The organism is Streptomyces sp. NPDC001787 (assembly GCF_040297465.1).
GTDB lineage: Bacteria > Actinomycetota > Actinomycetes > Streptomycetales > Streptomycetaceae > Streptomyces.
This window is the reverse complement of sequence record NZ_JBEOZE010000006.1, coordinates 44,934-70,724: the sequence shown is the minus strand read 5'-3', so window position 1 is coordinate 70,724 and position 25,791 is coordinate 44,934. Positions and strand designations below refer to the sequence as shown.

General features: G+C 72.1%; 19 protein-coding genes. 15 read left to right on the top strand and 4 right to left on the bottom strand.

The features are described 5' to 3' along the window. Positions 1-11: 11 nt before the first annotated feature. From ABT170_RS10625 to ABT170_RS10615, 3 genes are all read left to right on the top strand, one after another. Positions 12-797, top strand: a complete 786-nt coding sequence (locus ABT170_RS10625) for an aminoacyl-tRNA hydrolase (RefSeq protein WP_351865828.1) — start codon at positions 12-14, stop codon at positions 795-797. 211 nt (positions 798-1,008) lie between these two features. Next, positions 1,009-2,343, top strand: coding sequence for an MbnB/TglH/ChrH family RiPP precursor modification enzyme (locus tag ABT170_RS10620; RefSeq protein WP_329942541.1), 1,335 nt, complete (start codon positions 1,009-1,011; stop codon positions 2,341-2,343). Between the two features lie 6 nt (positions 2,344-2,349). Next, on the top strand, positions 2,350-3,408 hold the full coding sequence (locus ABT170_RS10615; protein ID WP_351865825.1) for a TIGR04222 domain-containing membrane protein: 1,059 nt from the start codon (positions 2,350-2,352) through the stop codon (positions 3,406-3,408). A 206-nt stretch (positions 3,409-3,614) separates the two neighbouring features. On the opposite strand, the gene hemQ is transcribed toward ABT170_RS10615, so the two are convergent. Both hemQ and hemG read right to left on the bottom strand, forming a co-directional pair. Continuing rightward, a complete protein-coding gene (gene hemQ / locus ABT170_RS10610) occupies positions 3,615-4,343 on the bottom strand; it encodes a hydrogen peroxide-dependent heme synthase (RefSeq protein WP_266924940.1) in 729 nt (242 codons plus the stop codon). Beyond that, positions 4,340-5,902 (bottom strand): protoporphyrinogen oxidase, encoded by a 1,563-nt coding sequence (gene hemG / locus ABT170_RS10605; RefSeq protein WP_351865822.1) that lies wholly within the window; start codon positions 5,900-5,902, stop codon positions 4,340-4,342. Before hemG ends, hemQ begins: the two co-directional genes overlap by 4 nt. A gap of 127 nt (positions 5,903-6,029) precedes the next feature. On the opposite strand from hemG, the gene ABT170_RS10600 reads away from it, so the two are divergent. Both ABT170_RS10600 and ABT170_RS10595 read left to right on the top strand, forming a co-directional pair. Beyond that, a complete protein-coding gene (locus ABT170_RS10600; RefSeq protein WP_351865819.1) occupies positions 6,030-7,022 on the top strand; it encodes a DUF4349 domain-containing protein in 993 nt (330 codons plus the stop codon). A 43-nt stretch (positions 7,023-7,065) separates the two neighbouring features. Further along, on the top strand, positions 7,066-8,448 hold the full coding sequence (locus tag ABT170_RS10595) for an FAD-dependent oxidoreductase (RefSeq protein ID WP_351865817.1): 1,383 nt from the start codon (positions 7,066-7,068) through the stop codon (positions 8,446-8,448). Between the two features lie 30 nt (positions 8,449-8,478). On the opposite strand, the gene hemE is transcribed toward ABT170_RS10595, so the two are convergent. Then, positions 8,479-9,552, bottom strand: a complete 1,074-nt coding sequence (gene hemE, locus ABT170_RS10590; RefSeq protein ID WP_329942537.1) for a uroporphyrinogen decarboxylase — start codon at positions 9,550-9,552, stop codon at positions 8,479-8,481. A gap of 92 nt (positions 9,553-9,644) precedes the next feature. On the opposite strand from hemE, the gene ABT170_RS10585 reads away from it, so the two are divergent. The 10 genes from ABT170_RS10585 to ABT170_RS10540 all read left to right on the top strand — a co-directional run bounded on the left by ABT170_RS10585 (position 9,645) and on the right by ABT170_RS10540 (position 24,341). Next, positions 9,645-10,304: a DUF3000 domain-containing protein gene (locus ABT170_RS10585; protein WP_266924934.1), complete on the top strand. Its 660-nt coding sequence runs from the start codon at positions 9,645-9,647 to the stop codon at positions 10,302-10,304. Positions 10,305-10,512: 208 nt separating this feature from the next. Next, positions 10,513-11,175 carry a response regulator transcription factor gene (locus tag ABT170_RS10580; RefSeq protein ID WP_266924933.1) on the top strand — a complete coding sequence of 221 codons (663 nt, stop codon included), beginning with the start codon at positions 10,513-10,515 and terminating at the stop codon, positions 11,173-11,175. A gap of 115 nt (positions 11,176-11,290) precedes the next feature. Further along, positions 11,291-12,565, top strand: coding sequence for an HRDC domain-containing protein (locus tag ABT170_RS10575; protein WP_351865812.1), 1,275 nt, complete (start codon positions 11,291-11,293; stop codon positions 12,563-12,565). Positions 12,566-12,994: 429 nt separating this feature from the next. Continuing rightward, positions 12,995-14,224, top strand: coding sequence for a thiolase family protein (locus ABT170_RS10570; RefSeq protein WP_266924930.1), 1,230 nt, complete (start codon positions 12,995-12,997; stop codon positions 14,222-14,224). After that, on the top strand, positions 14,221-16,350 hold the full coding sequence (locus ABT170_RS10565) for a 3-hydroxyacyl-CoA dehydrogenase NAD-binding domain-containing protein (RefSeq protein WP_329942534.1): 2,130 nt from the start codon (positions 14,221-14,223) through the stop codon (positions 16,348-16,350). Before ABT170_RS10570 ends, ABT170_RS10565 begins: the two co-directional genes overlap by 4 nt. Before the next feature lie 306 nt (positions 16,351-16,656). Then, entirely contained in the window at positions 16,657-18,471 is a 1,815-nt protein-coding gene (locus tag ABT170_RS10560; protein WP_351865808.1) for a stealth family protein, read from the top strand. A 9-nt stretch (positions 18,472-18,480) separates the two neighbouring features. Next, positions 18,481-19,608, top strand: coding sequence for a DegT/DnrJ/EryC1/StrS family aminotransferase (locus tag ABT170_RS10555; protein ID WP_329942532.1), 1,128 nt, complete (start codon positions 18,481-18,483; stop codon positions 19,606-19,608). After that, positions 19,605-20,627: a Gfo/Idh/MocA family oxidoreductase gene (locus ABT170_RS10550; RefSeq protein ID WP_351865805.1), complete on the top strand. Its 1,023-nt coding sequence runs from the start codon at positions 19,605-19,607 to the stop codon at positions 20,625-20,627. The genes ABT170_RS10555 and ABT170_RS10550 overlap by 4 nt, the downstream gene beginning before the upstream one ends. A 97-nt stretch (positions 20,628-20,724) precedes the next feature. Continuing rightward, positions 20,725-22,362, top strand: a complete 1,638-nt coding sequence (locus tag ABT170_RS10545) for a stealth family protein (RefSeq protein ID WP_329942531.1) — start codon at positions 20,725-20,727, stop codon at positions 22,360-22,362. After that, positions 22,359-24,341 (top strand): glycosyltransferase, encoded by a 1,983-nt coding sequence (locus ABT170_RS10540; RefSeq protein ID WP_329942530.1) that lies wholly within the window; start codon positions 22,359-22,361, stop codon positions 24,339-24,341. Before ABT170_RS10545 ends, ABT170_RS10540 begins: the two co-directional genes overlap by 4 nt. A gap of 69 nt (positions 24,342-24,410) precedes the next feature. Here the strand turns inward: ABT170_RS10540 and ABT170_RS10535 are convergent, their stop codons facing one another. Next, a complete protein-coding gene (locus ABT170_RS10535; protein ID WP_329942529.1) occupies positions 24,411-25,577 on the bottom strand; it encodes a PLL family lectin in 1,167 nt (388 codons plus the stop codon). Positions 25,578-25,791: the final 214 nt, after the last annotated feature.

Sequence of the window (25,791 nt, the reverse complement as noted above, 5' to 3'; positions counted from 1 at the left end):
AGACTGGACGGGTGAGCAGCAACGACACCCCCGCGAACCCGTCCGCCGCACCCCGGCCCGCCGCACCCCCGTCCGGCGGGTCCGGATCTGCCGGGTCCGGACCGGACAGCCCGTTCCGGACGGAACCGACCCACCGTGACGAGGCGCCGCAGTTCGTGCTGCCGCTCGTGCTGCACCTGGAGAAGACGGACCCCCCGGCCCGTACCGACGCCCTGCGGACCGCCGCCCGCGCGGTGCTGACGATGCTGTCCGACGAACGCTCCCTGGACGAGGGCGAGTGGGCGCAGCTGATGCGGGACTGGCAGGACGCCCGGATCCGCAAGGTCGTGCGCCGGGCGCGCGGCGCTGAGTGGCGCAAGGCGTCCGCGCTGCCCGGGATCACGGTGACGGGCGGGAGCGCCGAGGTCCGGGTGTTTCCGCCGGTGCCCCTGGACGGCTGGCCCAAGGAGCTGGCCAAGCTCCAGGTGTCGGGCACCGACCTGGACGACCCGCGTCCCCCGGCCGCGCCCGATCCGGCCGGTCCGGTGCTGTGGCTCAACCCGGACCTGGACATGTCGGCGGGCAAGACCATGGCACAGGCCGGGCACGGGGCGCAGCTCGCCTGGTGGGAGCTGTCGGACCAGGAGCGCAAGGCGTGGCGCGAGGCCGGTTTCCCGCTCGCCGTGGCCACCGCGGACCCCGGGCGCTGGCGCGACCTGACCGTGAGCGGCCTGCCGGTGGTGCGCGACGCCGGGTTCACGGAGATCGCCCCGGGGTCCTGCACGGTGGTCGCCGACCACCCGGCGCTGCGCCGCTGACCGGGGCGCCGCGAGGCGGGGATCAGGACGAGGACCACCGATCACCGACCACCGACCACCGACCGGCGGCAGTGTCCGAGGGCAGTGCGCGGTGCGCGACCGCAGGTGAGGCGCGGTGGAACCTCAAGTCCACCTCTGAACGTCCCCCTGTTCGGATTCACCACCGCCTGCCGGGGCCATGACTCCTGCACGGAGGACGAGGGGGGACACCATGAAGCTGGGAATCGGGATCGGCTGGCGGCCGGAGATCGCCGACGCGGTGGAGGCGCTGCCCGGGATCGACTGGGTCGAGGCGGTCGCGGAGAACCTCTGCGCCGACCATCTGCCGGACTCGCTGGTACGGCTCCGGGCACGTGGCATCACCGTCGTACCGCACGGTGTGTCGCTGGGCCTGGGCGGCGCCGACCGCCCGGACGCGGGCAGGCTCGCGGACCTGGCCGCACGGGCGGAGCTGCTCGGTACGCCGCTGGTGACGGAGCACATCGCGTTCGTACGCGCCGGAGGGCCGCTCACCGCGTCGCCCCGGCTGGAGGCGGGCCATCTGCTGCCGGTGCCGCGCACCTGGGACGCGCTGGAGGTGCTGTGCGAGAACGTACGGATCGCCCAGGACTCGCTGCCCGTGCCGCTGGCCCTGGAGAACATCGCGGCGCTGGTCTCCTGGCCCGGCGAGGAGCTGACCGAGGGACAGTTCCTGGCGGAACTGGTCGAGCGCACCGGGGTGCGGCTGCTGATCGATGTGGCCAATCTGCACACCAACCACGTCAACCGCGGTGAGGATCCCGCCAAGGCACTCGACGAACTGCCGGTGGAGGCCATCGCGTACGTGCATGTGGCCGGAGGCGTCGAGCGGGACGGCGTCTGGCACGACACGCACGCCCATCCCGTGACCCGGCCCGTCCTGGACGTGCTGGCCGAGCTGCGCTCGCGGGTCGATCCGCCCGGTGTGCTGCTGGAGCGCGACGACGACTTCCCGCCCGCGGCGGAGCTGGCGGGCGAACTGACCACGATCCGCGCCACGCTGGACTCGGCGGCCTCCAAGGCCTCCAAGGCCTCAAGGATCCCGGCAGCCCCGGAGTCCCCGGCAGTCCCGAAGACCCCGGCAGGGCTCGTAGCCCCCGCGGACCCGGCGGTACGGGCCGACGTCCGGGAACGTCTCGCCGCCGGCCAGACCGCGCTGCTCGCCGCGCTCGTCGCGGGCACCGAGGCCCCCGAGGGCTTCGACCGCCGGCGCCTGGAGGTGCAGAGCCGGGCGCTGGCCGCCAAGCGCGCCGGGGTGGTGGCCAAGGTGGCGCCGGAGCTGCCGGAGATCCTCGGCGCCGGCTACCGGACCGCCTACCTCGCGTACGCCATGGCCCGGCCGCTGTCCGCCGGATACCGCCGAGACGCGCTCGACTTCGCCGAGCACCTGCTGATCGCGGGGCTGCCGGAGGACACGGCAGCCAGGAGGCGGCTCACCCACTGGTGGCAGGACCGGGCGGCCCCGCGGCCCCCGCGTCGTACGACCCGTCTCGTCCGGGCGGCCCGTGCCGTCCTCGTGGGGAAGTGATCCGTCATGAACGTTCTCGCGACTCTGCTGACGTTCGCGGTGGTCCTCTCCTCGGTGCTGCTGCTCATCCAGGTCGGCGCGGCCCGTGCGGGCAGGCGGACCGCGCGGACGCGCCCGCTCGTTCACGACCTCTATGAGGCGGCCTTCCTCAACGGCGGCCCGGCCAGGGTGGTGGACACCGCGCTGACCGGCCTCCACGCGGACGGGCGCCTGGTCATCGGCGGCCCCGGCATCGTCGCCGTACAGCGGCCGGAGGCGCGTGACCCGGTGGAGCGGGCCGTGCTCCAGGCGCTGGCCGCCGCCCCGAACGGGGCGCTGCACACCCTGCGGGAGGCCGTGATGCGGCATCCGGCGGTACAGGAGATCGGCGACGGTCTCGCCGCCCGCGGGCTGCTGGTCTCCCCGCAGGAGACCCGGCCGCGCCGCCGCTGGGCGCTGATCCAGGGGCTGTTCTGCCTCGTGGCCTTCCCCCTCTCCCTGGTCCTGACCTTCATGCAGTACACGCTGCACGAGGGATACGCGGACATGCCGTTCCCGTTCATCATCAAGATGCTGCCCGCGATCGTGATCGGCGGCCTGACGGGCCTGATCGTCATGACGGCCACCGGGATCCGGATCACGAGGGAGGGGCGGCACGCGGTCCAGGAGTACCGGACCGCCCACGCCTACGCGATGGCGCCGGCCCAGCTGGTGGCCACGCTGGGGCTGGGCGCGCTGCCCGACCCCGTGCTCCGGGGGCAGTTGACGGCGGCGGCGCGGTTCCGCAGCGGGAACGGCCGGTCGAGGGCGTTCCGTTCCGCTTCGTCCGCGGACCCGTACGCCTCGTCCTCCTCCACGGCGGACGTGTACGCCGCGACGGTGTGGTGCGCGGGGGCGAGCCCCGGCGGTGCGAGCTGCGGGGGATCGTCCGGGGGCGGCGGGGGCTCCGGTTCCGGTTGCAGTTCCGGTTCCAGTTGCAGTTCCGGTTCCGGCTGCGGTGGCGCTTCGGGCGGGTCGAGCTGCGGCAGTTCCGGCGGTTCCAGCTGTGGCAGCTCCGGCGGGTCGGGCTGCGGCAGCAGTTCCTGAGCCGGACGGCAAGCCGTCCGCATGCCGAACAGGGAGGTCCGAGTCATGCCCGCGGGCATTCGGTGGCTCACCGGTCCCGGGAACGCCGCAGGCCGGAGCCTGCGGCGAACCCGGAGCCGAACCCGGTGTCGCTGGACGGCGGGCGGCACACACGGTGCCGGTGCCCGCCGTCTGATCTTCCGGGTTGGATGGCCGGGGAACGCTGGCTATGCGAGCCCGGCCACCAGGTCTGCGAGGGACTTCCTGCGCCCCGTGTAGAACGGCACCTCTTCGCGGACGTGGAGCCGCGCCTCGGAGGCCCGCAGATGACGCATCAGGTCGACGATGCGGTACAGCTCGTCCGCCTCGAAGGCGAGGACCCACTCGTAGTCGCCGAGCGAGAAGCTGGCGACGGTGTTGGCGCGGACGTCGGGGTAGCCGCGGGCCATCTTGCCGTGGTCCGCGAGCATACGGCGGCGGTCCTCGTCCGGCAGCAGGTACCAGTCGTAGGAGCGCACGAAAGGATAGACGCTGATGTAGTTGCGCGGCGTCTCGTCGGCCAGGAACGCCGGGATGTGCGACTTGTTGAACTCGGCGGGGCGGTGCAGCGCCATGTTCGACCAGACCGGCTCCAGCGCGCGGCCCAGCTTGGTGCGCCGGAAGAGGTTGTACGCCTCCTGGAGCTCGTCGGCGGTCTCGGCGTGCCACCAGATCATGAGGTCGGCGTCGGCCCGCAGCCCGGACACGTCGTACGTGCCCCGCACGGTGATGTCCTTGGCGGCGAGCTGGTCGAACAGCTCCTGGACCTCGTCGGCGTAACCGGCGCGGTCCAGCGGCAGCACGTCGCGCAGCTTGAAGACGGACCAGAGCGTGTAGCGGATGACCTCGTTGAGGTCCTTGGCCTTCTTGCCGGCGTTCGGACCCTTGCTTGATGTCACAGTCTCAGGAGCACTCATACGGCTATTGTCCCGCCTCGCTCCGAGTGCCCCGAACCAGGGTCGGAGTGGCGATGATCTCCCTCTCGGTCCTCGTGGTCCAGGTCCCGGTCCCGGTCTCCCCCATGACCGCCCTCGCGGCCTCCGCCGACCGCTCCCGCTCCCGTCAGGTCGTGGACGATCTCGTCCGCGGCCCGGTGCGCGCTCGCGATGCAGGCCGGGATGCCGACCCCGTCGTACGCCGCTCCGCAGACCCGCAGCGCCGGCAGTGCGGCGACCTCGTCGCGGATGCGGGCGACCCGGCCGAGGTGGCCGACCGGGTACTGCGGGAGTCCGCCGATCCACCGGGTCACCTCGGTGTCGACGGGCCGGGCGGTGAGCCCGGTCGCCTCGGCGAGGTCGCGCAGCGACACATCGACCAGTTCGGCGTCCTCGCGGTGCAGATGGTCCTCCTCGCCGTAGCGGCCGACGGAGGTACGCAGGACGAAGAGGCCGGGCGCGGCGTCGGCCACCCACTGCCACTTGTTGGTGGAGAAGGTGGAGGCCTTGATCGTGCGGCCGTCGACCGGCGGGACGAGGAAGCCGGAGCGTCCGTGCAGGGCGCTCGTCGCCTCGGTGCCGGAGCTCCGGAACGCCATGGTGACCAGGGCCATCGAGGCGTACTCGACCCCCGCCAGCTCGGCGGAGGCGGCCGGGGACTCGGCGGCGAGGAGTGTGGAGGCGGACCAGGCGGGGGCGGCCATGACGATGCCGTCGGCGGCGATCACCCGGGTGTCGGTACGGACGTTCCAGCCCGCGTCGGTACGGGTCAGCCCGAGGACGGGGGTGGCGGTGAGGATCTCGCCGCCGCCCTCGCGTACGGCGGTGGCGACGGCGTCCGGCAGGGTGCCGATGCCGCCGTCGATGCCCTGGAAGACCGGACCGGTCTGCTGCCGGGCGGCGGCCCGCTCCTGGATGCGCCGCACCCCGTCGAGGAGGGAGCCGCCCTCCTTCACGACGTCGAAGAGCTGGGGTACGGCGGCCCGCATCGAGATGCGGTAGGCGTCACCCGCGTACACCCCGCCGAGCAGCGGTTCCACGAGCCGGTCCACGACCTCGCGGCCGAGCCGGTCGGCGACGTAACTGCCGACCGCGACATCGTCGCCGACGGCGGTGGGCGTGAGGTCGCGCTCCTGGGCGATCCTGGCGAGGCCCTCCGGGGAGAGCACCCCGCTGAGGGCGGCCGGATCAGCGGGCACGCCCATGACATGGCCCTTGGGCATCGGCCGCAGGGCATCGCGCGTCCATACCGAGGCGGCGGCGGTGGCGGGCGGCTGGAGCCGGTCGCCGAGGCCGACGGAACGGGCCAGGTCGACCGCCTCGGGGCGCCGCGCGAGCATCGACTCCGCGCCGAGATCGACCCGGGTGCCCGCGATCTCTCCGGTCAGGAGCTTGCCGCCGAGCCGCTCCGTGGCCTCCAGGAGCGTGACCCGCAGACCGGCCCGCACCAGCCGGTGGGCGGCGGACAGACCGGCGATGCCACCGCCGATGACGACGACATGACCCGTACGCGTGTTCACGCGCTGATGAGAACGCTGCATGGGTCCACTCTCTCAAACCCGTTCCGAGTCATGACCGTGACCACTTCGAAACCGCTGTTGGGCAACCCGCCCATGGGTCCCGTACGTCGAACCGGCACCATTGGCCAACGTCCTGGGGGGACCCGTCATGAACAACACGAACAGCACCGCCCGTCCACGCGCCCGCGGTTCCCGCGCGGCCCTCGCCACCGGGGCGCTGCTCGCCCTCCTCGCCGTCGGGGGCTGCGGCGCGGGCGACAGCAGTTCCTCCGACAGCAGCGCGGCGGGGCTGAACGCACCGGCCGGGGACAACAAGCCCGCCGGGGAGCGGGCCGGAGCCGGCAGGGCGGCGGACGGGGCGAAGTCCGACGGCGGCGCCTCCGCGGCTCCGAAGGCGAGGGCCTCGGCCACCCATGTGATCCGTACGGCGACCCTGTCCGTCGAGGTCGAGAGCGTGCCGAAGGCCGTGGCCGCCGCCCGCGGTGCCACGGAGGACAGCGGCGGCCTGGTGGCGAACGAGACCACCGAGCGGGTGGACGACACGCACGAGGTGTCACACCTCGTCCTGCGCGTCCCGCAGGACCGGTACCAGGCGGTCCTGCGGGAACTCGCCGGGTCCGGGAAGCTGCTGTCCCGCTCGTCGAACGCGAAGGACGTCACCGACCAGGTGGTCGACGTGGAGAGCCGGATCGCCACCCAGCGGGCGAGCGTGGCGCGGGTGCGGGAGCTGATGGACCAGGCCGGGAAGCTGAGTGACGTGGTCACGCTGGAGGGCGAACTGAGCTCCCGTCAGGCCGCGTTGGAGTCGCTGCTCGCCCAGCAGGCGAGTCTTGAGGACCGCACCTCGCTGGCGACGATCACCCTGGACCTCAACGAGCCGGAGGGGCCGGCCGGGAAGGCGGACGACGAGGGCCCCGGCTTCCTGGACGCGCTGGGCGGCGGCTGGGACGCGTTCGTGACGATGCTCCGGTGGATCGCGATGGCGATCGGTGCGGCGGCCCCGTTCCTGGCCGTCGCCGCGGTGCTGCTGCTGGTGTGGCGGCGGGTGCGCGCCCTCCGGGCCCGCCGGAGCGCTCCGTCGGGCCCGGCGCGGCCCGTGCCGGCCGCGGCGCCGGAGACGGAGTCCGCACCGGCTCCCTGAGCGCCGTAGCGTGGGGTCCCGGACACGGCGAAAGGGACCCGGCATGGCAGCGGCGCGACTGGTGGTCATCGGCGGCGACGCGGCGGGCATGTCCGCCGCGTCGCAGGCCCGCAGGCTCAAGGGGCCGGACGAACTGGAGATCGTCGCCTTCGAGCGCGGCCACTTCTCCTCGTACTCCGCCTGCGGCATCCCGTACTGGGTCGGCGGCGACGTCGAGCGGCGCGACGACCTGATCGCCCGTACCCCCCAGGAGCACCGGGAGCGCGACATCGATCTGCGGATGCGCACCGAGGTGACGGAGATCGACGTGGCCGGGCGGCGGGTACGCGCGCTGGACCGGGAGAGCGGCGACACCTACTGGACGGGCTACGACAAGCTGGTGATCGCCACCGGGGCCCGTCCGGTGCGCCCGGCGCTGCCCGGTATGGACGCGGCGGGGGTGCACGGGGTGCAGACCCTGGACGACGGCCAGGCGCTCCTGGACTCCCTGGACCGGGCCACCGGGCGGCGCGCGGTCGTCGTCGGCGCGGGGTACATCGGCGTCGAGATGGCGGAGGCGATGCTGAACCGGGGCTTCGAGGTGACGGTGCTCAACCGCGGCGAGCAGCCGATGGCGACGCTCGACCCGGACATGGGCGCGCTCGTCCATGAGGCGATGGACGGTCTGGGCATCACGACGGTCAACGGCGCTGCGGTCACCGGGATCCGCACGGGCCCGGACGGCCGGGTGGACGCGGTGGTGACGGACGCGCGGACCTACCCGGCGGATGTGGTGGTGCTCGGCATCGGCGTCGAGCCGGAGACCGCGCTGGCCGGGGCGGCGGGGCTGCCGCTCGGCCCGCACGGCGGGCTGCTGACGGATCTGTCGATGCGGGTCGTGGGCCACGACGACATCTGGGCGGGCGGCGACTGCGTGGAGGTCCTGGACCTGGTGGCGGGCCGCACCCGGCACATCGCGCTGGGCACCCACGCCAACAAGCACGGCCAGATCATCGGGTCCAACGCCGGCGGCGGTTACGGCACGTTCCCGGGCGTGGTCGGTACGGCGGTGAGCAAGGTCTGCGACCTGGAGATCGCCAGGACCGGGCTGCGCGAGAAGGACGCGCGGGCGGTGGGGCTGCGGTACGTCACGGCGACGATCGAGTCGACGGGCCGGGCGGGCTATTACCCGGGGGCCAGGCCGATGACCGTGAAGATGCTCGCGGAGTACCGCACGGGCCGGCTGCTCGGCGTGCAGATCGTGGGCCGGGACGGGGCGGCCAAGCGGGTGGACATCGCGGCGGTGGCGCTGACGGCCGGGATGACGGTCGATCAGATGACCATGCTCGACCTGGGGTACGCCCCGCCGTTCTCCCCGGTCTGGGACCCGGTCCTGGTGGCGGCCCGCAGGGCGAGCGCGGCGGTCCGCAGGGCCGGGACCGGCTGAGGGGTCCCGGCCTCGCGTGCTCCGGTGCGCCTACCGGGCGGTCCGCGTGTGCACGTACTCCACGAGACGGGTCAGCGCGTCCGGGTCCATCGTCGGCATCACACCGTGGCCCAGGTTGAAGATGTGGCCCTCCAGCCCCGCGGCCGCGTCCAGCACCTCCTGGGTCTTCTCCTCGACCGCGGCGGTCGGCGCGAACAGCACCGCCGGGTCGAGGTTGCCCTGGAGCGCCTTGCCCGGACCGACGCGGCGCGCGGCCTCGTCCAGCGGGACGCGCCAGTCGACGCCGACGACGTCCGCGCCCGCCTCGCCCATCAGGCCGAGCAGTTCGCCGGTGCCGACACCGAAGTGGATGCGCGGGACCCCGTGTCCGGCGACGGCGTCGAACACCTTCGCGGAGGCGGGCAGCACCGAGCGGCGGTAGTCGGCGGGGGCCAGGGCGCCCACCCAGGAGTCGAAGAGCTGGACGGCGGAGGCACCGGCCCGGATCTGGACGTCCAGGAAGGCGCCGGTGATCTCCGCGAGGCGGTCCAGCAGGTCGGCCCAGAGCTGCGGGTCGCCGTACATCATGGCCTTGGTGCGCTCGTGGTTGCGGGACGGGCCGCCCTCCACGAGGTAGCTGGCGAGCGTGAACGGCGCCCCGGCGAAGCCGATGAGCGGGGTGGCGCCCAGCTCGGCGGTGAGCATCCCGATGGCCTCGGTGACGTACGGGACGTCCTCGGGGGTGAGGTCGCGCAGCCGGGCGAGGTCGGCACGGGTGCGGATCGGCTCGGCGATGACCGGGCCGACGCCGGGCTTGATGTCGAGGTCGATCCCGATGGCCTTGAGCGGTACGACGATGTCGCTGAAGTAGATCGCGGCGTCGACCTTGTGACGGCGCACCGGCTGCAGCGTGATCTCGGTGACCAGCTCCGGCATCATGCAGGAGTCGAGCATCGCGATGCCCTCACGGACCTTCAGGTACTCCGGCAGCGAGCGTCCCGCCTGCCGCATGAACCAGACCGGGGTGTGCGGCACGGGCTCGCGCCGGCACGCCTTGAGGAACGCCGACCCATGGGTGGCGGAGGTCGTCGTCTGCTGGCCCGAAGGGCGGTCGTTGGCACTCACACACAGAATCTTCGCACGCACGCGGAAGGAGCCGGGCCCCGCACGGGTGTCCCTCCCTGCGCCGGGCTCCGGTTCCGCCTACTCTTCCCCGCATGGCTCCGGCTCAGGGACAATTTTCCGATCATTCCGATGGCGCTGACAGCAAGGACGGTGCGGAGGGGAGTTCCGTCCCGCCCGCGTTCCGGTCGGCGGTGGACGGGCTGCGCTCCGCGCGGCTGCGCCCAGAACTGGAGGTGGAGCCGACCCGGCCGCCCCAGCGGCTGGCCCCGCACGCGTACGCGCTGGAGGCGGCGGTCGTCGACGGCGAGGACGATCTGGCCGACGGCCGCCTCGTGCTGCTGCACGATCCGGCGGGGCACGACGCCTGGCAGGGCACGTTCCGCCTGGTGACGCTCGTTCGCGCGGAGCTGGAGCCGGAGATGGCGGCCGATCCGCTGCTGCCCGAGGTGTGCTGGTCCTGGCTGACGGGTGCGCTCGACGCGCGGGGCCTTTCGTACGGGGAGGCCGGGGGGACCGTGACGCGCGCCGGCTCGCACTACTTCGGCGCGCTGTCCACGCGCCGCCCCGCGACGCAGATCGAGATCCGCGCCTCGTGGACCCCGCGCGAGGGCCGCGGCGGGGTGCCGGACGCGGCGGCGCACCTGATGGCATGGGGTGATCTGCTCTGTCAGATCGCGGGACTGCCGCCCTCGGGTCCCACGGACGCCTCGGTGGTGACGCTGCCGCAGCGGCGCGGACCCCAGGTTCCGTGACGCTCCGTCACTCGGCTCGCACATGCACCGGCTCTCTTTTCGTACAATCGATCGCATGTCTTATTTGCCCGAATTGTTACTCACCAAATCGTGATCTTCCTCTAAAGGAGGACGGGTCTGCTGCCGAAGAGGTCAATGACCCTTCAAGCACGGTTCGCCCCGGCTTCATCCCCGAGCCGGCCCGTCCCGCCACTCCCCAGGAGGCCTGGTGTCCGTTCTCCTAGAGCAGCCCGCAAGCCTGGTCGCCTACCGCCCGACCAAGCCGACGGCCATGGTCGTCGTGGCCGACCCGCGCGTCCGTTCCACCGTCACCCGCCATCTGTGGGCACTCGGAGTTCGTGACGTCATCGAGGCGTCGTCCATCGCGGAGGCACGCCCCCGCGTCGGCAACCCGCGCGACATCTGCATTGCCGACGTCCACCTGCCCGACGGTTCCGGGCTGACCCTGCTCTCCGAGACCCGGGCCGCAGGCTGGCCCAACGGTCTCGCCCTCTCCGCCGCCGATGACATCGGCGCCGTTCGCAACGCCCTCGCGGGCGGCGTGAAGGGCTACGTCGTCACCGGGACGCGGACCAACATCGGCCACCCCACCCGCCCCGGCGTCGCCCCGATCGGCGCCAATGCCGCCCGTATGCACCGCAGGCCCCCCGGTTCCCCGAGCCACCCGGGCGGCTACCGCGAACTGTCCGGCCGTGAGGTGGAGGTGCTCCGCCTGGTCGCCGAAGGCCAGTCCAACAAGGCCATCGGCGTCTCGATGGGCCTCTCCGCCCTCACCGTCAAGTCCCACCTCGCCCGCATCGCCCGCAAGCTCGGCACCGGAGACCGCGCAGGAATGGTCGCCGTCGCCCTGCGAACGGGCATCATCCACTGACCCGCCCCGCGCCGGGACGTGCGCGGATGCGCCCCCGGCTGGAATACGTGCATCGGCACCCGTCGACGGAAGGTTCCGTCGACGGGTGCCGTGCTTGCACGGATACCCTTGACAGGTGACCGACGCCCAAGAGACCGCAGCAGACACTTCACTGCGAACCACCGGGGGCGCCCCCCCGGACGACGTCGCCCCGGCGCCGATCCCCTTGCTCGAACCGCGCGAGGGCATTCCCCCGGTGGTGGCGTCCGACGACGACCTCGCGGAGGTGGTCGCGGCCTTCGCCGCGGGCACCGGCCCCGTGGCCGTCGATGCCGAGCGCGCCTCCGGCTACCGCTACGGCCAGCGCGCCTACCTCGTACAGCTGCGCCGGGCCGGCGCGGGCAGCGCACTCATCGACCCGGTCGGCTGCCCGGACCTGTCGGGCCTGGGCGAGGCCCTCGCCGACAGCGAGTGGATCCTGCACGCCGCCACCCAGGACCTGCCCTGCCTGCGCGAAATAGGCATGATCCCCACCGGGCTCTTCGACACCGAGCTCGCCGGGCGCCTCGCGGGTTTCCCCCGCGTGGGGCTGGGCGCCATGGTCGAGAACGTGCTGGGCTACGCACTGGAGAAGGGCCACTCCGCGGTCGACTGGTCCACCCGCCCGCTGCCCGACCCCTGGCTGCGCTACGCCGCGCTCGACGTCGAGCTGCTGATCGATCTGCGCGACGCCCTGGAGGAGGAGCTGGACCGGCAGGGCAAGCTGGAGTGGGCCCGGGAGGAGTTCGACGCGATCGCCTCGGCGCCGCCCGCTCCCCCGCGCAAGGACCCCTGGCGCCGTACCTCGGGCATGCACAAGGTCCGCCGCCGCCGCCAGATGGCGGTGGTGCGGGAGCTGTGGAACACCCGTGACCAGGTCGCACAGCGCCGTGACATCTCACCCGGCAAGGTGCTCGGCGACGGTGCGATCGTGGAGGCGGCCCTCGCGCTGCCGGTGAATGTGCAGGCGCTCACCGCGCTGCCCGGATTCGGCCACCGCATGGGCCGGCGCCAGCTGGAGCAGTGGCAGGCGGCCGTGGACCGGGCGAAGGCGCTGCCGGACGCCGAGCTCCCGCAGCCCGGCCAGCAGCTCGCCGGACCACCGCCGCCGCGTTCCTGGGCGGACAAGGACCCGGCGGCGGCGGCCCGGCTCTCGGCGGCCCGCGCGGCGGTGTCGGAGCTGGCCGAGCGGCTGCACATGCCCCAGGAGAATCTGATCACCCCGGACACCGTGCGCCGGGTGTGCTGGGAGCCCCCCAGGATTCACACCCCGGGCGCCGTCGAGGACGCGCTCGCCGGGTACGGGGCACGGCACTGGCAGATCGAACAGGTCGGCCCGGTCCTGCTCCGGGCGCTCGACGCCACCGGCTGACCGCCCGCCCCGCACACCGCACGCACCACCGCGCCCCCCGGCCCTCGGCCGGGGGGCGCTTCCCGTACGGCGATTCCCGGTCGACCAGGACGGCAACGGGGCCGGTCCGGTCACCGGAACGGACACCGCCGACGCCGCTGAGCACGGATCCGCCCGCCGAATGCCCGTCGAGGAGGGGCGAAATCACGCCAGGTTGCGCCACCCTGCCGCGAGGGCCCGCGGAGCGCCCGTGACCCCCTCTCGCGGGCCCGCCCGGGTCCTCGTGGACGCCCCCGGCAGCGCCTGGCCGCCCGTCGGCCGGTGTGACCTTCGACGCTCCGGCCACGAGGGGTGGGCAGTCTGGTTACCCACAAGTAGCATGATGGCAGGCGGCGCGCCCGTGGGCGCGCCCCGCAGCAGTGCCATCCCGCACCCTGGAGGAGAGCCATCGTGCCTCGTACCATCCGGGACGTCGTCTTCGTCGACGGCGTCCGCACCCCGTTCGGCAAAGCGGGCCCGAAGGGCATCTACCACGAGACCCGCGCCGACGATCTCGTCGTGAAGGCCATCCGGGAGCTGCTGCGCCGCAACCCGGACCTGGACCCCGCCAGGATCGACGAGGTCGCCATCGCCGCGACCACGCAGATCGGCGACCAGGGCCTGACGCTGGGCCGGACCGCCGGAATCCTGGCCGGTCTGCCGCAGTCCGTCCCCGGCTACTCGATCGACCGCATGTGCGCGGGCGCCCTGACCGCCGTCACCTCGACGGCCGGCTCCATCGCCTTCGGCGCGTACGACGTCGTCGTCGCCGGTGGTGTCGAGCACATGGGCCGCCACCCGATGGGTGAAGGCGTGGACCCGAACCCGCGCTTCGTATCGGAGAAGCTGGTCGACGAGTCCGCCCTGTTCATGGGCATGACCGCGGAGAACCTGCACGACCGGTACCCCACGATCACCAAGCGGCGCGCCGACGAGTACGCGGTGCGCTCGCAGGAGAAGGCCGCCAAGGCGTACGCCAACGGCAAGATCCAGCAGGACCTGGTGCCGGTCTCCGTGCGCCGCACCAACGCCGAGGCCGGGGAGACGGGCTGGGGCCTGGTCACCGCGGACGAGCCGATGCGTCCGGGCACCTCGATGGAGTCGCTGGCCGGTCTGAAGACCCCCTTCCGTGCCCATGGCCGGGTGACGGCCGGTAACGCAGCCGGGCTGAACGACGGCGCCACCGCCTCGCTCATCGCCGCCGAGGACGTCGCCCGCGAGCTCGGCCTCCCGGTCAGGATGCGCCTCGTGTCCTACGCCTTCGCGGGTGTGGAGCCGGAGGTCATGGGCTACGGCCCGATCCCGGCGACCGAGAAGGCGCTGGCCAAGGCCGGTCTGTCGATCGACGACATCGGTCTGTTCGAGATCAACGAGGCGTTCGCCGTGCAGGTGCTCGCCTTCCTGGAGCACTACGGCATCGCCGACGACGACGCGCGGGTCAACCAGTACGGCGGCGCCATCGCCTACGGTCACCCGCTGGCCTCCTCGGGTGTGCGTCTGATGACGCAGCTGGCCCGCCAGTTCGAGGAGCAGCCGGAGGTCCGCTACGGCCTGACCACCATGTGCGTCGGCTTCGGTATGGGCGCCACGGTCGTCTGGGAGAACCCGAACTTCGAGAACGCAGCCGGAGGCAGCAAGTGAGCTCCACCACCGAGCTTCTGAAGGGTGCGGCCGAGCTGTTCCCCGGTGAGGTCGTCACGCAGGCGCACGTACGCCACTTCGACCTTCCCGCGGGCGCGGGCAGGTTCGCGCTGATCACGCTGGACAACGGCCTGGACCACACCAAGCCGACCACCTTCGGACCGCAGTCGCTGGCGAACCTGAACACCGCCATCGACCAGGTCGAGAAGGAGGCCGCCGAGGGCGCGGTCACCGGTGTCGGCATCACCGGCAAGCCGTTCATCTTCGCCGTCGGCGCCGACCTCAAGGGTGTCGAGCTGCTCGGCCGCCACGAGGACGCGCTGGCCATCGGCAAGGGCGGTCACGACGTCTTCCGCCGCCTCTCCTCGCTCGCGGTCCCGACGTTCGCGTACTACAACGGCGCGGCGATGGGCGGCGGTGTCGAGGTCGGCCTGCACTGCTCGTACCGCACCGTCTCCAAGGCGCTGCCCGCCTTCTCGCTGCCCGAGGTCTTCCTCGGGCTGGTCCCCGGCTGGGGCGGCTGCGCGCTGCTGCCGAACCTGATCGGCGCCGACCGCGCGGTTTCGGTGATCATCGAGAACTCGCTGAACCAGAACCGTCAGCTCAAGGGCAAGCAGGTCTTCGAGCTCGGGATCGCCGACGCGCTCTTCGAGGGCGCGGACTTCCTGGAGCAGTCGCTGATCTGGACCGCGGACGTGCTCAACGGCACGGTCACGGTGGAGCGCCCCGACGTCGACCGCGGGGAGGCCTGGGACCAGGCCGTGGCCCGCGGCAAGGCGATCGCCGACTCCAAGGTGCACGGTGCGGCCCCGGCCGCGTACCGCGCGCTGGAGATCATCGCCGCGGCCAAGGACGGCGACCTGGGCGCGGGCTTCGACGCCGAGGACCGGGCCCTCGCGGACCTGATCATGGGCGGCGAGCTGCGCTCCGGCATCTACGCCTTCAACCTGGTCCAGAAGCGCGCCAAGCGCCCTGCCGGGGCCCCGGACAAGTCGCTGGCCCGCCCGGTCACCAAGGTCGGTGTCGTGGGCGCGGGGCTGATGGCCTCGCAGCTCGCCCTGCTGTTCCTGCGCCGGCTGGAGGTGCCGGTCGTCCTCACGGACATCGACCAGGCGCGCGTCGACAAGGGTGTGGGCTATGTCCACGCCGAGATCGACAAGCTGCTCGGCAAGGGCCGTGTCAACCAGGACAAGGCCAACCGCCTCAAGGGCCTGGTCTCCGGTGTGCTGGACAAGGCCGAGGGCTTCGCCGACGCCGACTTCATCATCGAGGCCGTCTTCGAGGAGATCGGCGTCAAGCAGCAGGTGTTCGCGGAGGTCGAGGCGGTCGCCCCGGCGCACGCGATCCTCGCCACCAACACCTCCTCGCTGTCGGTGACCGAGATGGCGTCGAAGCTGAAGCACCCCGAGCGGGTCGTCGGCTTCCACTTCTTCAACCCGGTCGCGATCCTCCCGCTGCTGGAGATCGTCCGCGGTGAGCGGACGGACGACGCCGCGCTGGCCACGGCGTTCGGTGTGGCCCGCAAGCTGAAGAAGACCGCGGTCCTGGTGAAGGACGCCCCGGCGTTCGTCGTCAACCGCATCCTCACCCGCTTCATGGGCGAGATCCAGAACGTCATCGACGAGGGCACCCCGGTCGAGGTCGCCGAGAGGGCCGTCGAGCCGCTCGGCCTGCCGATGTCCCCGCTGGTGCTCCTGGAGCTGGTCGGCCCGGCCATCGGCCTGCACGTCTCCGAGACCCTGAACCGCGCCTTCCCGGACCGCTTCACCGTCTCCGAGAACCTGGCGGCCGTGGTCGAGGCGGGCAAGCGGGGCTTCTACGTGTACGACTCCGGCAAGCCGGAGCTGGACCCGGAGGTCGCCGCACTCCTGAAGCAGGGCGATGTGGTCCTGTCCGAGGAGCAGACCCGTGACCGCGTCCTGGACGCGGTGGCGCAGGAGATCGGCCTGATGCTGGACGAGGGCGTCGTCGCCGAGGCCCAGGACATCGACCTGTGCCTGATCACCGGCGCGGGCTGGCCCTTCCATCTGGGCGGCATCACGCCGTACCTGGACCGGGCGGGCGTCTCGGAGCGGGTGAACGGCAAGAAGTTCCTGCCGCAGGGTGTGGCGAGCGTGCCGGCGTAACACCCAGCACGTCTTCACCAAAGACACACATGCATGACCGCAGCGGGCCGTACGAGCTACTCGTACGGCCCGCTTTCGTTGACGAAAAGTCCGAAACGTAGCCGGATCGGAATCTTTTCCTTGCAGTCTCAACCTTATTTTCTTGTTAATCTTCACCCCTGCGACACGTTTGTTTCACTCGGCTGTACTGAACGGTGGACGCCCCACCCCCACAATCCGCCGGACCGGGCAAACCCGCGCGTCGCCGTCACAGGTACTGGTTGCTCGCCGAGAGGCCGAGCGGGGGAAGCACGAGGTAGTCGAGCGATGGGCAATCCCGAGACGTCCACCCTCGTGCGTCTCTACCGGCGCGCCCTCCCCCACGCGCTCAGACAACGGCTCGTCAGGATCTTCCCCGCGAACGGCCGGCTGCTCCTCCAGCACGGTCTCGCGGGTCTGGGCAGCGCCTGGCGCGGTCTGCGCAAGCAGCTGGGCCTGCGGTTCAGCAGGCGCCTGCGCCGGGAGGCGCGGCGGCCCGGGGTGCGGCTCGTCTGGTCCGGACGCAAGGTCCGCGCCGCCGAGATCACCGAAGGCCTCACCCCCTCCGTCGCCCGCGCCACCAACCTCCTGCGCGTCTGCGACGTACTGGAGCGGCACGGCATCCCGCACTTCTGTGTGCGGGGCAACTCCGTCACGATGACCGCCGTCGCGGTCCCCGCGAGCGAGCGCGGCCGGGCCGAACGGGCGCTGCGGGTGAGCGCGCTCGCCGAGGGCGCCCTGCTCGCGGGCGGCCCGGCGGGCGGCCGGCCGCTGCGCGCGGATCACCGGGGCTCCTGGTCGCAGCTCGATGAAGAAACGGTTCTGCGCATCTGGTGGCTGCTCACCGACCCCCAGGGCCGGTGGACGCTGGGCCCCAATCACGCCTGTGCGGTCGAGTTCTGGGACGAGCAGGACGGGCTGCTGATCGCCCCCGTCCCCAACCTCACCGCCACCGCCGTGGTCGCCGCCGAAAGCCCCGTGCAGGTCCCGGTCAGCCACTTCTCCGGCCCGGTCAGCGGCGCGGTGGACACCCCGCCTCGGGTGGCCACCCGGTCGGAGTTCACGCTCTCCCTGCCGGACGAGGTCACCTTCCCGGTGGACGCCGTCTACACCTGGGTCGACGGGGCCGATCCCGAGTGGATCCGCCGCCGGGCCACCGCGCTGGGCCGGACCGACTACCACGAGCAGGCCATCAGCGCGGCCCGCTTCACCAGCCGCGACGAGCTGCGCTACTCCCTGCGCTCGCTCCACCAGTTCGCGCCCTGGCTGCGCACCGTCTACCTGGTCACGGACGGACAGACACCGGCCTGGCTGAACCGCGACCACCCCGGCATCAAGGTCGTCCACCACCGCGACATCTTCACCGACGCGTCGGCGCTGCCGACCTTCAACTCGCACGCCATCGAGAGCCAGCTGCACCACATCCCCGGGCTCTCCGACCACTTCCTGTACTTCAACGACGATGTCTTCCTCGGCCGCAGCGTCACACCGGGCGAGTTCTTCCACGCCAACGGGCTCTCGAAGTACTTCCCCTCGAACGCGCTGGTCCCGATGACCCCGTCCTCGCCGCAGGACCCCCCGTCCGAGGTCGCCGCGAAGAACAACCGCGTCGTCATCGCCGGGACCTTCGACCGGGTCCTGACCAGGAAGATGAAGCACGTGCCGCACTCGCTGCGCCGCGACATCCTCCAGGAGATCGAGGAACGCTACGCGGCCGAGCACCTGCTGACGCAGCACTCGCAGTTCCGCAGCCCCGGCGATCTCTCGATCACCTCCTCACTGCACCACTACTACGGGCAGCAGACCAGCCGTTCGGTGACCGGCAAGATCCGCTACACGTATCTGGACCTGGCCGCGCCCAACACCGGGCGGCATCTCAACCGGCTGCTCGCCCAGCGCGATTACCACACCTTCTGCATCAACGACACGGTCGACGACCCCGCTACGGCGGAAGCCCGCACATCGATGCTCAGGACGTTCCTGGAGAGCTACTTCCCCGTACCCAGCCCCTACGAGAGATCCGGACCGGACACCCCGCCGCCTCCCGCGAACCGGCAGACGGCGCAGCGGTCCGAGCAGCACCCAGCACCCCGACCTTTGTGAAGTGGAACGATGACTACTGACCAGCGCATGATCCGCGCAGCAGCTCCGGTGATCGGAGAGGACGAGATCGAGGCCGCCGTACGCGTACTGCGCGGCGGTATGGTCGCGCAGGGCCCCGAGGTCGCCGCCTTCGAGGAGGAGTTCTCGGAGTTCGTCGACGGCCGGCACTGCGTCGCCGTCAACTCCGGTACCAGCGCGCTGCATCTGTCGCTGATGGCGCTCGGCATCGGTCCCGGCGACGAAGTGATCGTCCCCTCCTTCACCTTCGCGGCCACCGCCAACGCGGTCCGTCTCGTCGGCGCGACCCCGGTCTTCGCGGACATCGAGCGCGACAGCTTCTGTCTCTCCCCGCAGGCCGCCGAGGCCGCGATCACCCCGCGCACCGCGGCGATCATGCCCGTACACCTCTACGGGCACCCGGCCGCGATGGGCCCGCTCACCGCGCTGGCCGAGCGGCACGGTCTCGCGATCGTCGAGGACGCGGCACAGGCCCACGCCGCTTCCCTGGACGGCACCCCGGTGGGCGCGTTCGGCGCGGCGGCCTGCTTCAGCTTCTACCCGACCAAGAACATGCACAGCCTTGAGGGCGGCATGATCACCACGGGCGACGCGGCCCTCGCGCGGACCCTGCGCCTGCTGCGCAACCAGGGCATGGAGCAGCGGTACGCCAACGAGATCGTCGGCTTCAACGTCCGGATGACCGATGTCGCCGCCGCGATCGGCCGCGTGCAGCTGCGCAGTCTGGGCACCTGGACGCGGCAGCGCCGCGCGAACGCGGCGGCGCTCGACGCCGGGCTGCGCGGGGTCCTGACCCCGCCGGTGGCACCGGGCGCGGAGCACGTCTACCACCAGTACACGATCCGGGTCGACGGCCAGGGCGGCAAGGACCGCGACACGGTCTCCCGCGAGCTGCTGGAGCGGGGCGTCGGCAACGCCGTGTACTACCCCACTCCGGTGCACCGTCTGACACCGTTCCGGACGGGCGAGAAGGTGCTCGGCTACGCCGTCGGTGAGCTGCCCGAGACCGAGCGGGCCGCCGCGGAGGCGCTGTCCATCCCGGTGCACCCGATGCTCACGCCGCAGGAGCTGGACCGCCTGACGGCCACCGTCAACGAGGTCGTGGAGGCCCGCGCATGAGCACCCCGAAGCCGCTGCGGGCCGGACTGATCGGCCTCGGCTCGATGGGCCGCAACCACGCCCGCGTGCTGCACGGCCTGGACGGCGTCGAACTCGTCGCCGCGGCGGACCCGGTGGCCGGCCCGGACAGCGCCCCCGCGGGCGTGCCCGTGGTGCGGTCGGTCGCCGAACTCGCCGCCGAGGGCATCGACTACGCGGTCGTCGCCTGCCCCACGGCCCTGCACGAGGAGGTCGCGCTCGATCTGGCCGAACGGGGCATCCACGCCCTCATCGAGAAGCCGATCGCTCCCTCGGTGGAGTCCGCCGAGCGGATCACCCGTGCCTTCGGCGAGCGCGGCCTGGTGGCCGGGGTCGGTCACATCGAGCGCTTCAACCCCGCGCTGCGCGAGTTGCGCACCCGGCTGGACCTCGGCGAACTCGGCGATGTGCACCAGGTGGTGACGCGCCGTCAGGGCCCCTTCCCGGCCCGCATCGCCGATGTCGGCGTGGTGTACGACCTGGCCACGCACGACATCGACCTGACCGCCTGGCTCACCAGCAGCCGCTACGAGTCGGTGAGTGCGGCGACCGTGTCGCGCAGCGGCCGTCCGCACGAGGACATGGTGGCCTTCGTCGGGCATCTGTCGGGCGGGGTCGTCACCAGCCACCTCGTCAACTGGCTGTCCCCGCTCAAGGAGCGGGTCACCATCGTGACGGGAGAGCACGGCTGCTTCGTGGCGGACACCCTCACCGCCGACCTGTGGTTCTACGCGAACGGCTCGCAGCCCACCGAGTGGGAGGGGCTGCGGCAGTTCCGGGGCGTCTCCGAGGGCGATGTGACACGGTACGCGATCGTCAAGCGCGAGCCGCTGCTCGTCGAGCACGAGACCTTCCGCGACGCGGTGCTCGGCAAGGAGGCCGACATCGTGACGCTGGAGCAGGCCACCGGGACCGTCGCGGTGGCCGAGGCCGTGCTCGCGGCCGCCGCGAACCGGACCGCGATCGACCTGACGTCCGGCCTGCCACTGGCCTCCGTCTGACCCCGTCCGGTGCCCGGGGCCCCCGCCCGGCGGGGGCCCCGGGCCCGACGGAGTCGTTCCGGCGTCTTGAGGACGCACTGATGTACTGGAGTATTCGGTGATCCACCCGATCAATGCCACGGTCGACCCTCAGCAGCGCCCGCTGCCGCCGGGCCTGCACGAGGTTCCCGTGGGCATGCACCGCCGGCTGGCGCACGTGCAGCCCGGTCTCACGCCGCTGGCGGTGCGCGCGCAGCATCTGTCACTGGTGTCCACGGCGCTGACCCAGGCGGGCGTCGAGCACTTCGTGGTGCCCGGGACCGAGGACACCTCGTCCGCGATCGGTGTCCGGGACGTCCACCGGGGCCGCGTCGCCCAGACGCTGCGTTCGCTGTTCGGCCGGAGCCCCGGGTACATCCAGCGCAAGGTGCCCGTCCAGCGCACCAGCGAACTGCTCCACCTCGGCGCCCGCGAGTCGTCCTGGCAGGGGCTGGAGACCGTCGACGTACTGCGCGCCATCTGGTTCCAGGCCGATCCGTCGGGCGACCTCGTGTACGGCACCGAGTACGGCTGCGACATCGAGTTCTGGCGGGAGGAGGAGGGACGGCTGCTGCCGCCGCGGATCAACCGGGGCGCGAGCTTCCTCCCGGTGCAGGGTGACATGACACTCGTCTCGCCGCACCGCTTCTCCCGGCTGGCGCCGCCGGAGCCGGACCTCCCGCAGAAGCAGCGCCGCTGGGGCCGGAAGCCGGAACGGACCGGGCTGCCGACCCGCCAGGAGTTCGTCTGCACCGGCGCCGACGAGATCACGTTCCCCATCGATGTCGTCTACACCTGGGTGGACAGCGACGACCCCGCCTGGCAGCGCCGCCGTGCCGAGGCGTCCGGCGACGTGTTCCACGAGGAGTCGGCGAGCGCCGGGCGCTACATCAACCGTGACGAGCTGCTCTACTCGATGCGCTCGCTGCACATGTACGCCCCCTGGGTGCGGCACATCTTCCTGGTCACCGACGACCAGGTCCCGCACTGGCTCGACGCGGACGCCGAGGGCATCACGGTGGTCTCGCACCGGGAGATCTTCCGCGAGACCGGCCGGCTGCCGGTCTTCAACTCCCATGCCATCAGCGCCCAGTTGCACCGGGTCCCGGGGCTGTCGGAGCACTTCATCCACTTCAACGACGATGTGTTCGTCGGCAGGCCGGTCACCCCGCACGAGTTCTTCCTGGCGAACGGGGCCTCGAAGTACTACCCGGACAGCGTCCGCATCCCCATGGGCGCGGTCCAGCCGGAGGACCTGCCGCACGAGGTGGCCCGCAAGAACGTCCGGGCCCTGCTGGAGGACCGCTTCGGCCGCACCATCATCGACGCGATGAAGCACACCCCCGTACCGCTGCGGCGCAGTGTGCTGGAGGAGATGGAACGCGAGTTCGCCGAGGTGTTCCGGGCGACCGCCGCCGCGCGTTTCCGCAGCCGGACCGATATCGACGTCGGCACCTGCATGTATCCGTACTACTCCTACTTCACGGGGCGCGGGGTGCCCGACACCATTCCGTACGCCTATCTCCACCTCTCGATGGTGCAGCTCTCCAGGAAACTGGACCGGCTGCTCAAACGGCGTGACGCGGCGGTCTTCTGCGTGAACGACTCCTTCACCACCGAGGACGACGTGGCCGATCAGGAAGCGCTGATCCACCCCTTCTTCGAGGCGTACTTTCCGCTTCCGAGTCCGTACGAGAAGTCCGCGGTCCCGCGATGAAGATCGAATTCCTGGTTCAGAACGCGTATGCCGCGGACGGCGCCACGCGCGCCGTGCTCAATCTCGCGGGGGCGCTCGCCGATACCCACGAGGTCCGCGTCGTCTCGGTGTTCCGCTGGCTCGACCGGCCCGCCATCGCGCCCGCCCACGGGGTACGCGTCGTCCCGCTGCTCGATCTGCGCGAGGGCCGTCGTCCGGACAAGCAGGATGTCCGCCGGCTCACGCCGTCCCGGGTCATTCCGCGTACCCAGGAGATGTCCTGGCGCTACAGCGAGCTGACCGACGACAAGGCCGAGGAGTACCTGCGGGCGAGCCAGGCCCAGGTGGTGGTCGGCACCAGCCTCGAACTGGCCGCCTATGTCTCGCGCTGGGCACGTCCCCGGGCGCTGCGCCTGGGCCAGCTGCACCAGTTGAGCACCGTGCTGTCCCCGCAGGAGCAGAGCCGCGCGTGGGCGGGGCTGGGGCGGCTCGACGCGGTCGTGGTGCCCAGTGCCGCCGAGGCCCGGGAGGTCACCCGGGCGGGACTGCCGGGAGACGTCGCGGTCCACGCCCATCCCGACTGTGTGCCCGACCCCCGGGTGCGGCCCGCCGACGGGCACTCCCGGGTGGTGATGGCGGCCGGGCGGCTCGTCCCGGAGAAGCGCTACGACGTGCTCGTCCAGGCGTTCGCACAGGTCGTGGAACACCACCCGGACTGGCAGCTGCGGATCTTCGGGACCGGTCCGGAATACGGCCAGCTCCGCGGACTGGTCGCCGAACTGGACCTGTACAACCATGTGTTCCTGATGATGGAGGAGCCCCGGCTGGAGGCCCGGTGGGCCGCCGCCGCCATCGCCGCGGGGACGTCGGACCGGGAGTCCTTCGGCCTGTCGCTGGCCGAGGCCATGCGCTGCGGGCTGCCCGTCGTCTCCACCGCCTGTCCGGGCGGGCCGCCGGAGATCGTCCGGGACGGGATCAACGGTCTGCTCACGCCGGTGGACGACGTCGACGCCTTCGCCGCCGCGCTGCTGCGCCTGGTCGAGGACGAACCCGCACGCCTCGCGATGGGGCGTCAGGCCCGCGAGGACGCCCGCGCGTTCGGCCCGGAGGTCTCTGCGGGCCGGTTCGAGAGCGTCATCCGCACGGCCCGCCGCCACCGCCGGCTGGGGCGCCCCGCCGCCGAGGTGACCGTCTCGTGCGAGGTGGCGCGCAACGGGACGGTCGTCCTGCGGCTGGCCGGCGTACGGGAGGGACGCAAGGACCTCGAACTGGTGCTGCGCAAGCGGAAGGCGGCGCGCGGCGAACAGCCCGTCAGGCTGCCGCTGCTGCCCGCCGAGGGGCTCGGGCCGCATCTGTACGAGGCGTTCGTCCCCCCGGACCCGGAGGTGCTGGCGGAGGGCCGCTGGGATGTGCATCTGGACACCGGGGAGGGCCGGCCCGCGAAGGTGCGGCCGGGCTCCCTGGACCTGCGCGGCCTCGGCCCGGTGGCCACCGGGCCCGCGTACACCGTGGTGCAGCTGCCCTACGCGTCCGAGAGCGGCCATCTCGTGCTGCGGACCTGGACCCGCGAGCGGCACGCCGAGGCGACCGAGGTCTGGGTCGACCAGGGGGTCATGCATCTGCGCGGGCTGCTCTACGGCTCCGACTTCGGCGCGGCGGAGCCGCTGCTGCTAATGCGCAGGCGTGGTGTGCAGGAGCCGGGGTTCTGGCTGCCCGGTCTCTCCTCGGGCGGCGCCGACTTCTCCTTCTCGTTGCCCGCGTCCGATCTGGCCGAGCAGCTGGTGGGCCGGCACGAGCTGTGGGACCTGTGGGTGGGCCGGCGTCACGACCCGGTCGTGGCGCGGCTGGGCCGCTTCCTGACGGACGTGGTGGACGTGAAGAGCGTGTTCGCCTACCCCAACATCGTGGTGCCCACCGGCGAGGGGCAGCCGGTCATGGTGAAGCCGTACTACACGGCCGGGACCGAGCTGTCGGTCCGGGTGTCCGAGAAGGCCGAGTAGCGGCGGAGCGTGGACATGACTGGGACAGCGGACGTACGGGAGTGCCCGGCGCGGGAGGCCGTCACCGGCTCACACCCGGAGCCAGCCCTCCAGCGCCATGCCCTGCTGGTCGGCACGCTGCCTGGTGACCTTCAGCCGACCGTCCGGGCCGATCGCGGCGACGACGAGGCGCCCCTCCCGGTCCAGGGCCAGCGCGGGGGCGCCCTCGCAGGGTTCACGGGTGTCCGCCCACCAGGCACCGGCGGATTCCAGCTCGGTGGGGTAGGCGGTGAGGGCGAGGGTCCCCGTCTGCTCCGCCTGGGCCAGCACGGTGCAGTCGTAGCCGTCGACGAGACACCGGGTGAGGGCGAGCGGGCCGTGACCCGAGCGGCCGTCCAGCGGGGCGGGCGCGGTCTCGGGGGCGCCCTCGGCCGGCAGCCGGTGGGCGACGACCTCGCCGGAGGTCTCGTCGCGCCAGTAGTGGGTGATCCGGCCCTCGTAGGACTCGATGCCGGAGGCCGTCCGGGGCAGGGCGATGAAGACCAGGTTGGGGGCGCGGTCCAGCGGGCCCCCCGGCGTTTCCTGGCGCCAGACGTACACGCCCTTGTCGGCGGGCATGAGGAGTTCGACGCGGCCGGAGCGGGTGACGACGGCGGAGATCCCCTCGCGTACCCGCTTGCACGGCATGGCCGTCCACTTGCCCCAGCCGCCGTCGGCGGCACGCCTGCGCATGGACACGCCCCCGTCCGCGTTGCGGACGAACACATGGAGGGCGTCGGCGCCGTCCACGACGGCGACCGGTGCGCCGATGGCCGACGCCTTCGCGGCGTCCTTGCCGTGCGGGTTGCCGATCGAGTGCCAGCCGGTCATCGGGCGGCCCGCCTGGTACTGGGAGGCGTACACGATCTCGACCGGTCCCTGGGGACTGTCGCCCGTACGCCGGAGGCCGAACAGGTCGACGAAGCCGGCCGGAGCGTGCGCGGCGCAGAGGTACGGCAGTATCCGGGCGTCCGGGAGCAGGAGTTCGGGAGCGTTCCAGCCGCCGCGGCCGGCCGGCCGCTCCGTCCAGCGGACGATGCCGCCGGTCCTGGCCGGGGCGAACGCGCTGAGACGTCCGTCCGGCGCGGGTATCAGCCAGTCCGTCCGCGCCGGTGCCGCCGCCAGGGGCCCGGGGACCGCCTCGGTCTCCTGGGCCGGTCCGGCAGGGGTCCTCCCGGAAGGAACCGCGGCACGCCTACGCCCCGTACGCAAACTCATCGTTCCCCGACCGTTCTCCACTGAATTCTTTCTCCGGTGCCGAACGGCGTTGGGCGGAGTCCCATGTGTCTCTGTTTGAGTGACCGGTTTCGCCATAACAGCAACAACCGGTGTCACAATAATACTCGACAGGGGTCGATTTCCGGGTGATTCCTGTCGCACTATGTGACTTTGAGGCACTCATCATGCCCGAGCAGAAGCGCGGTACCCCACG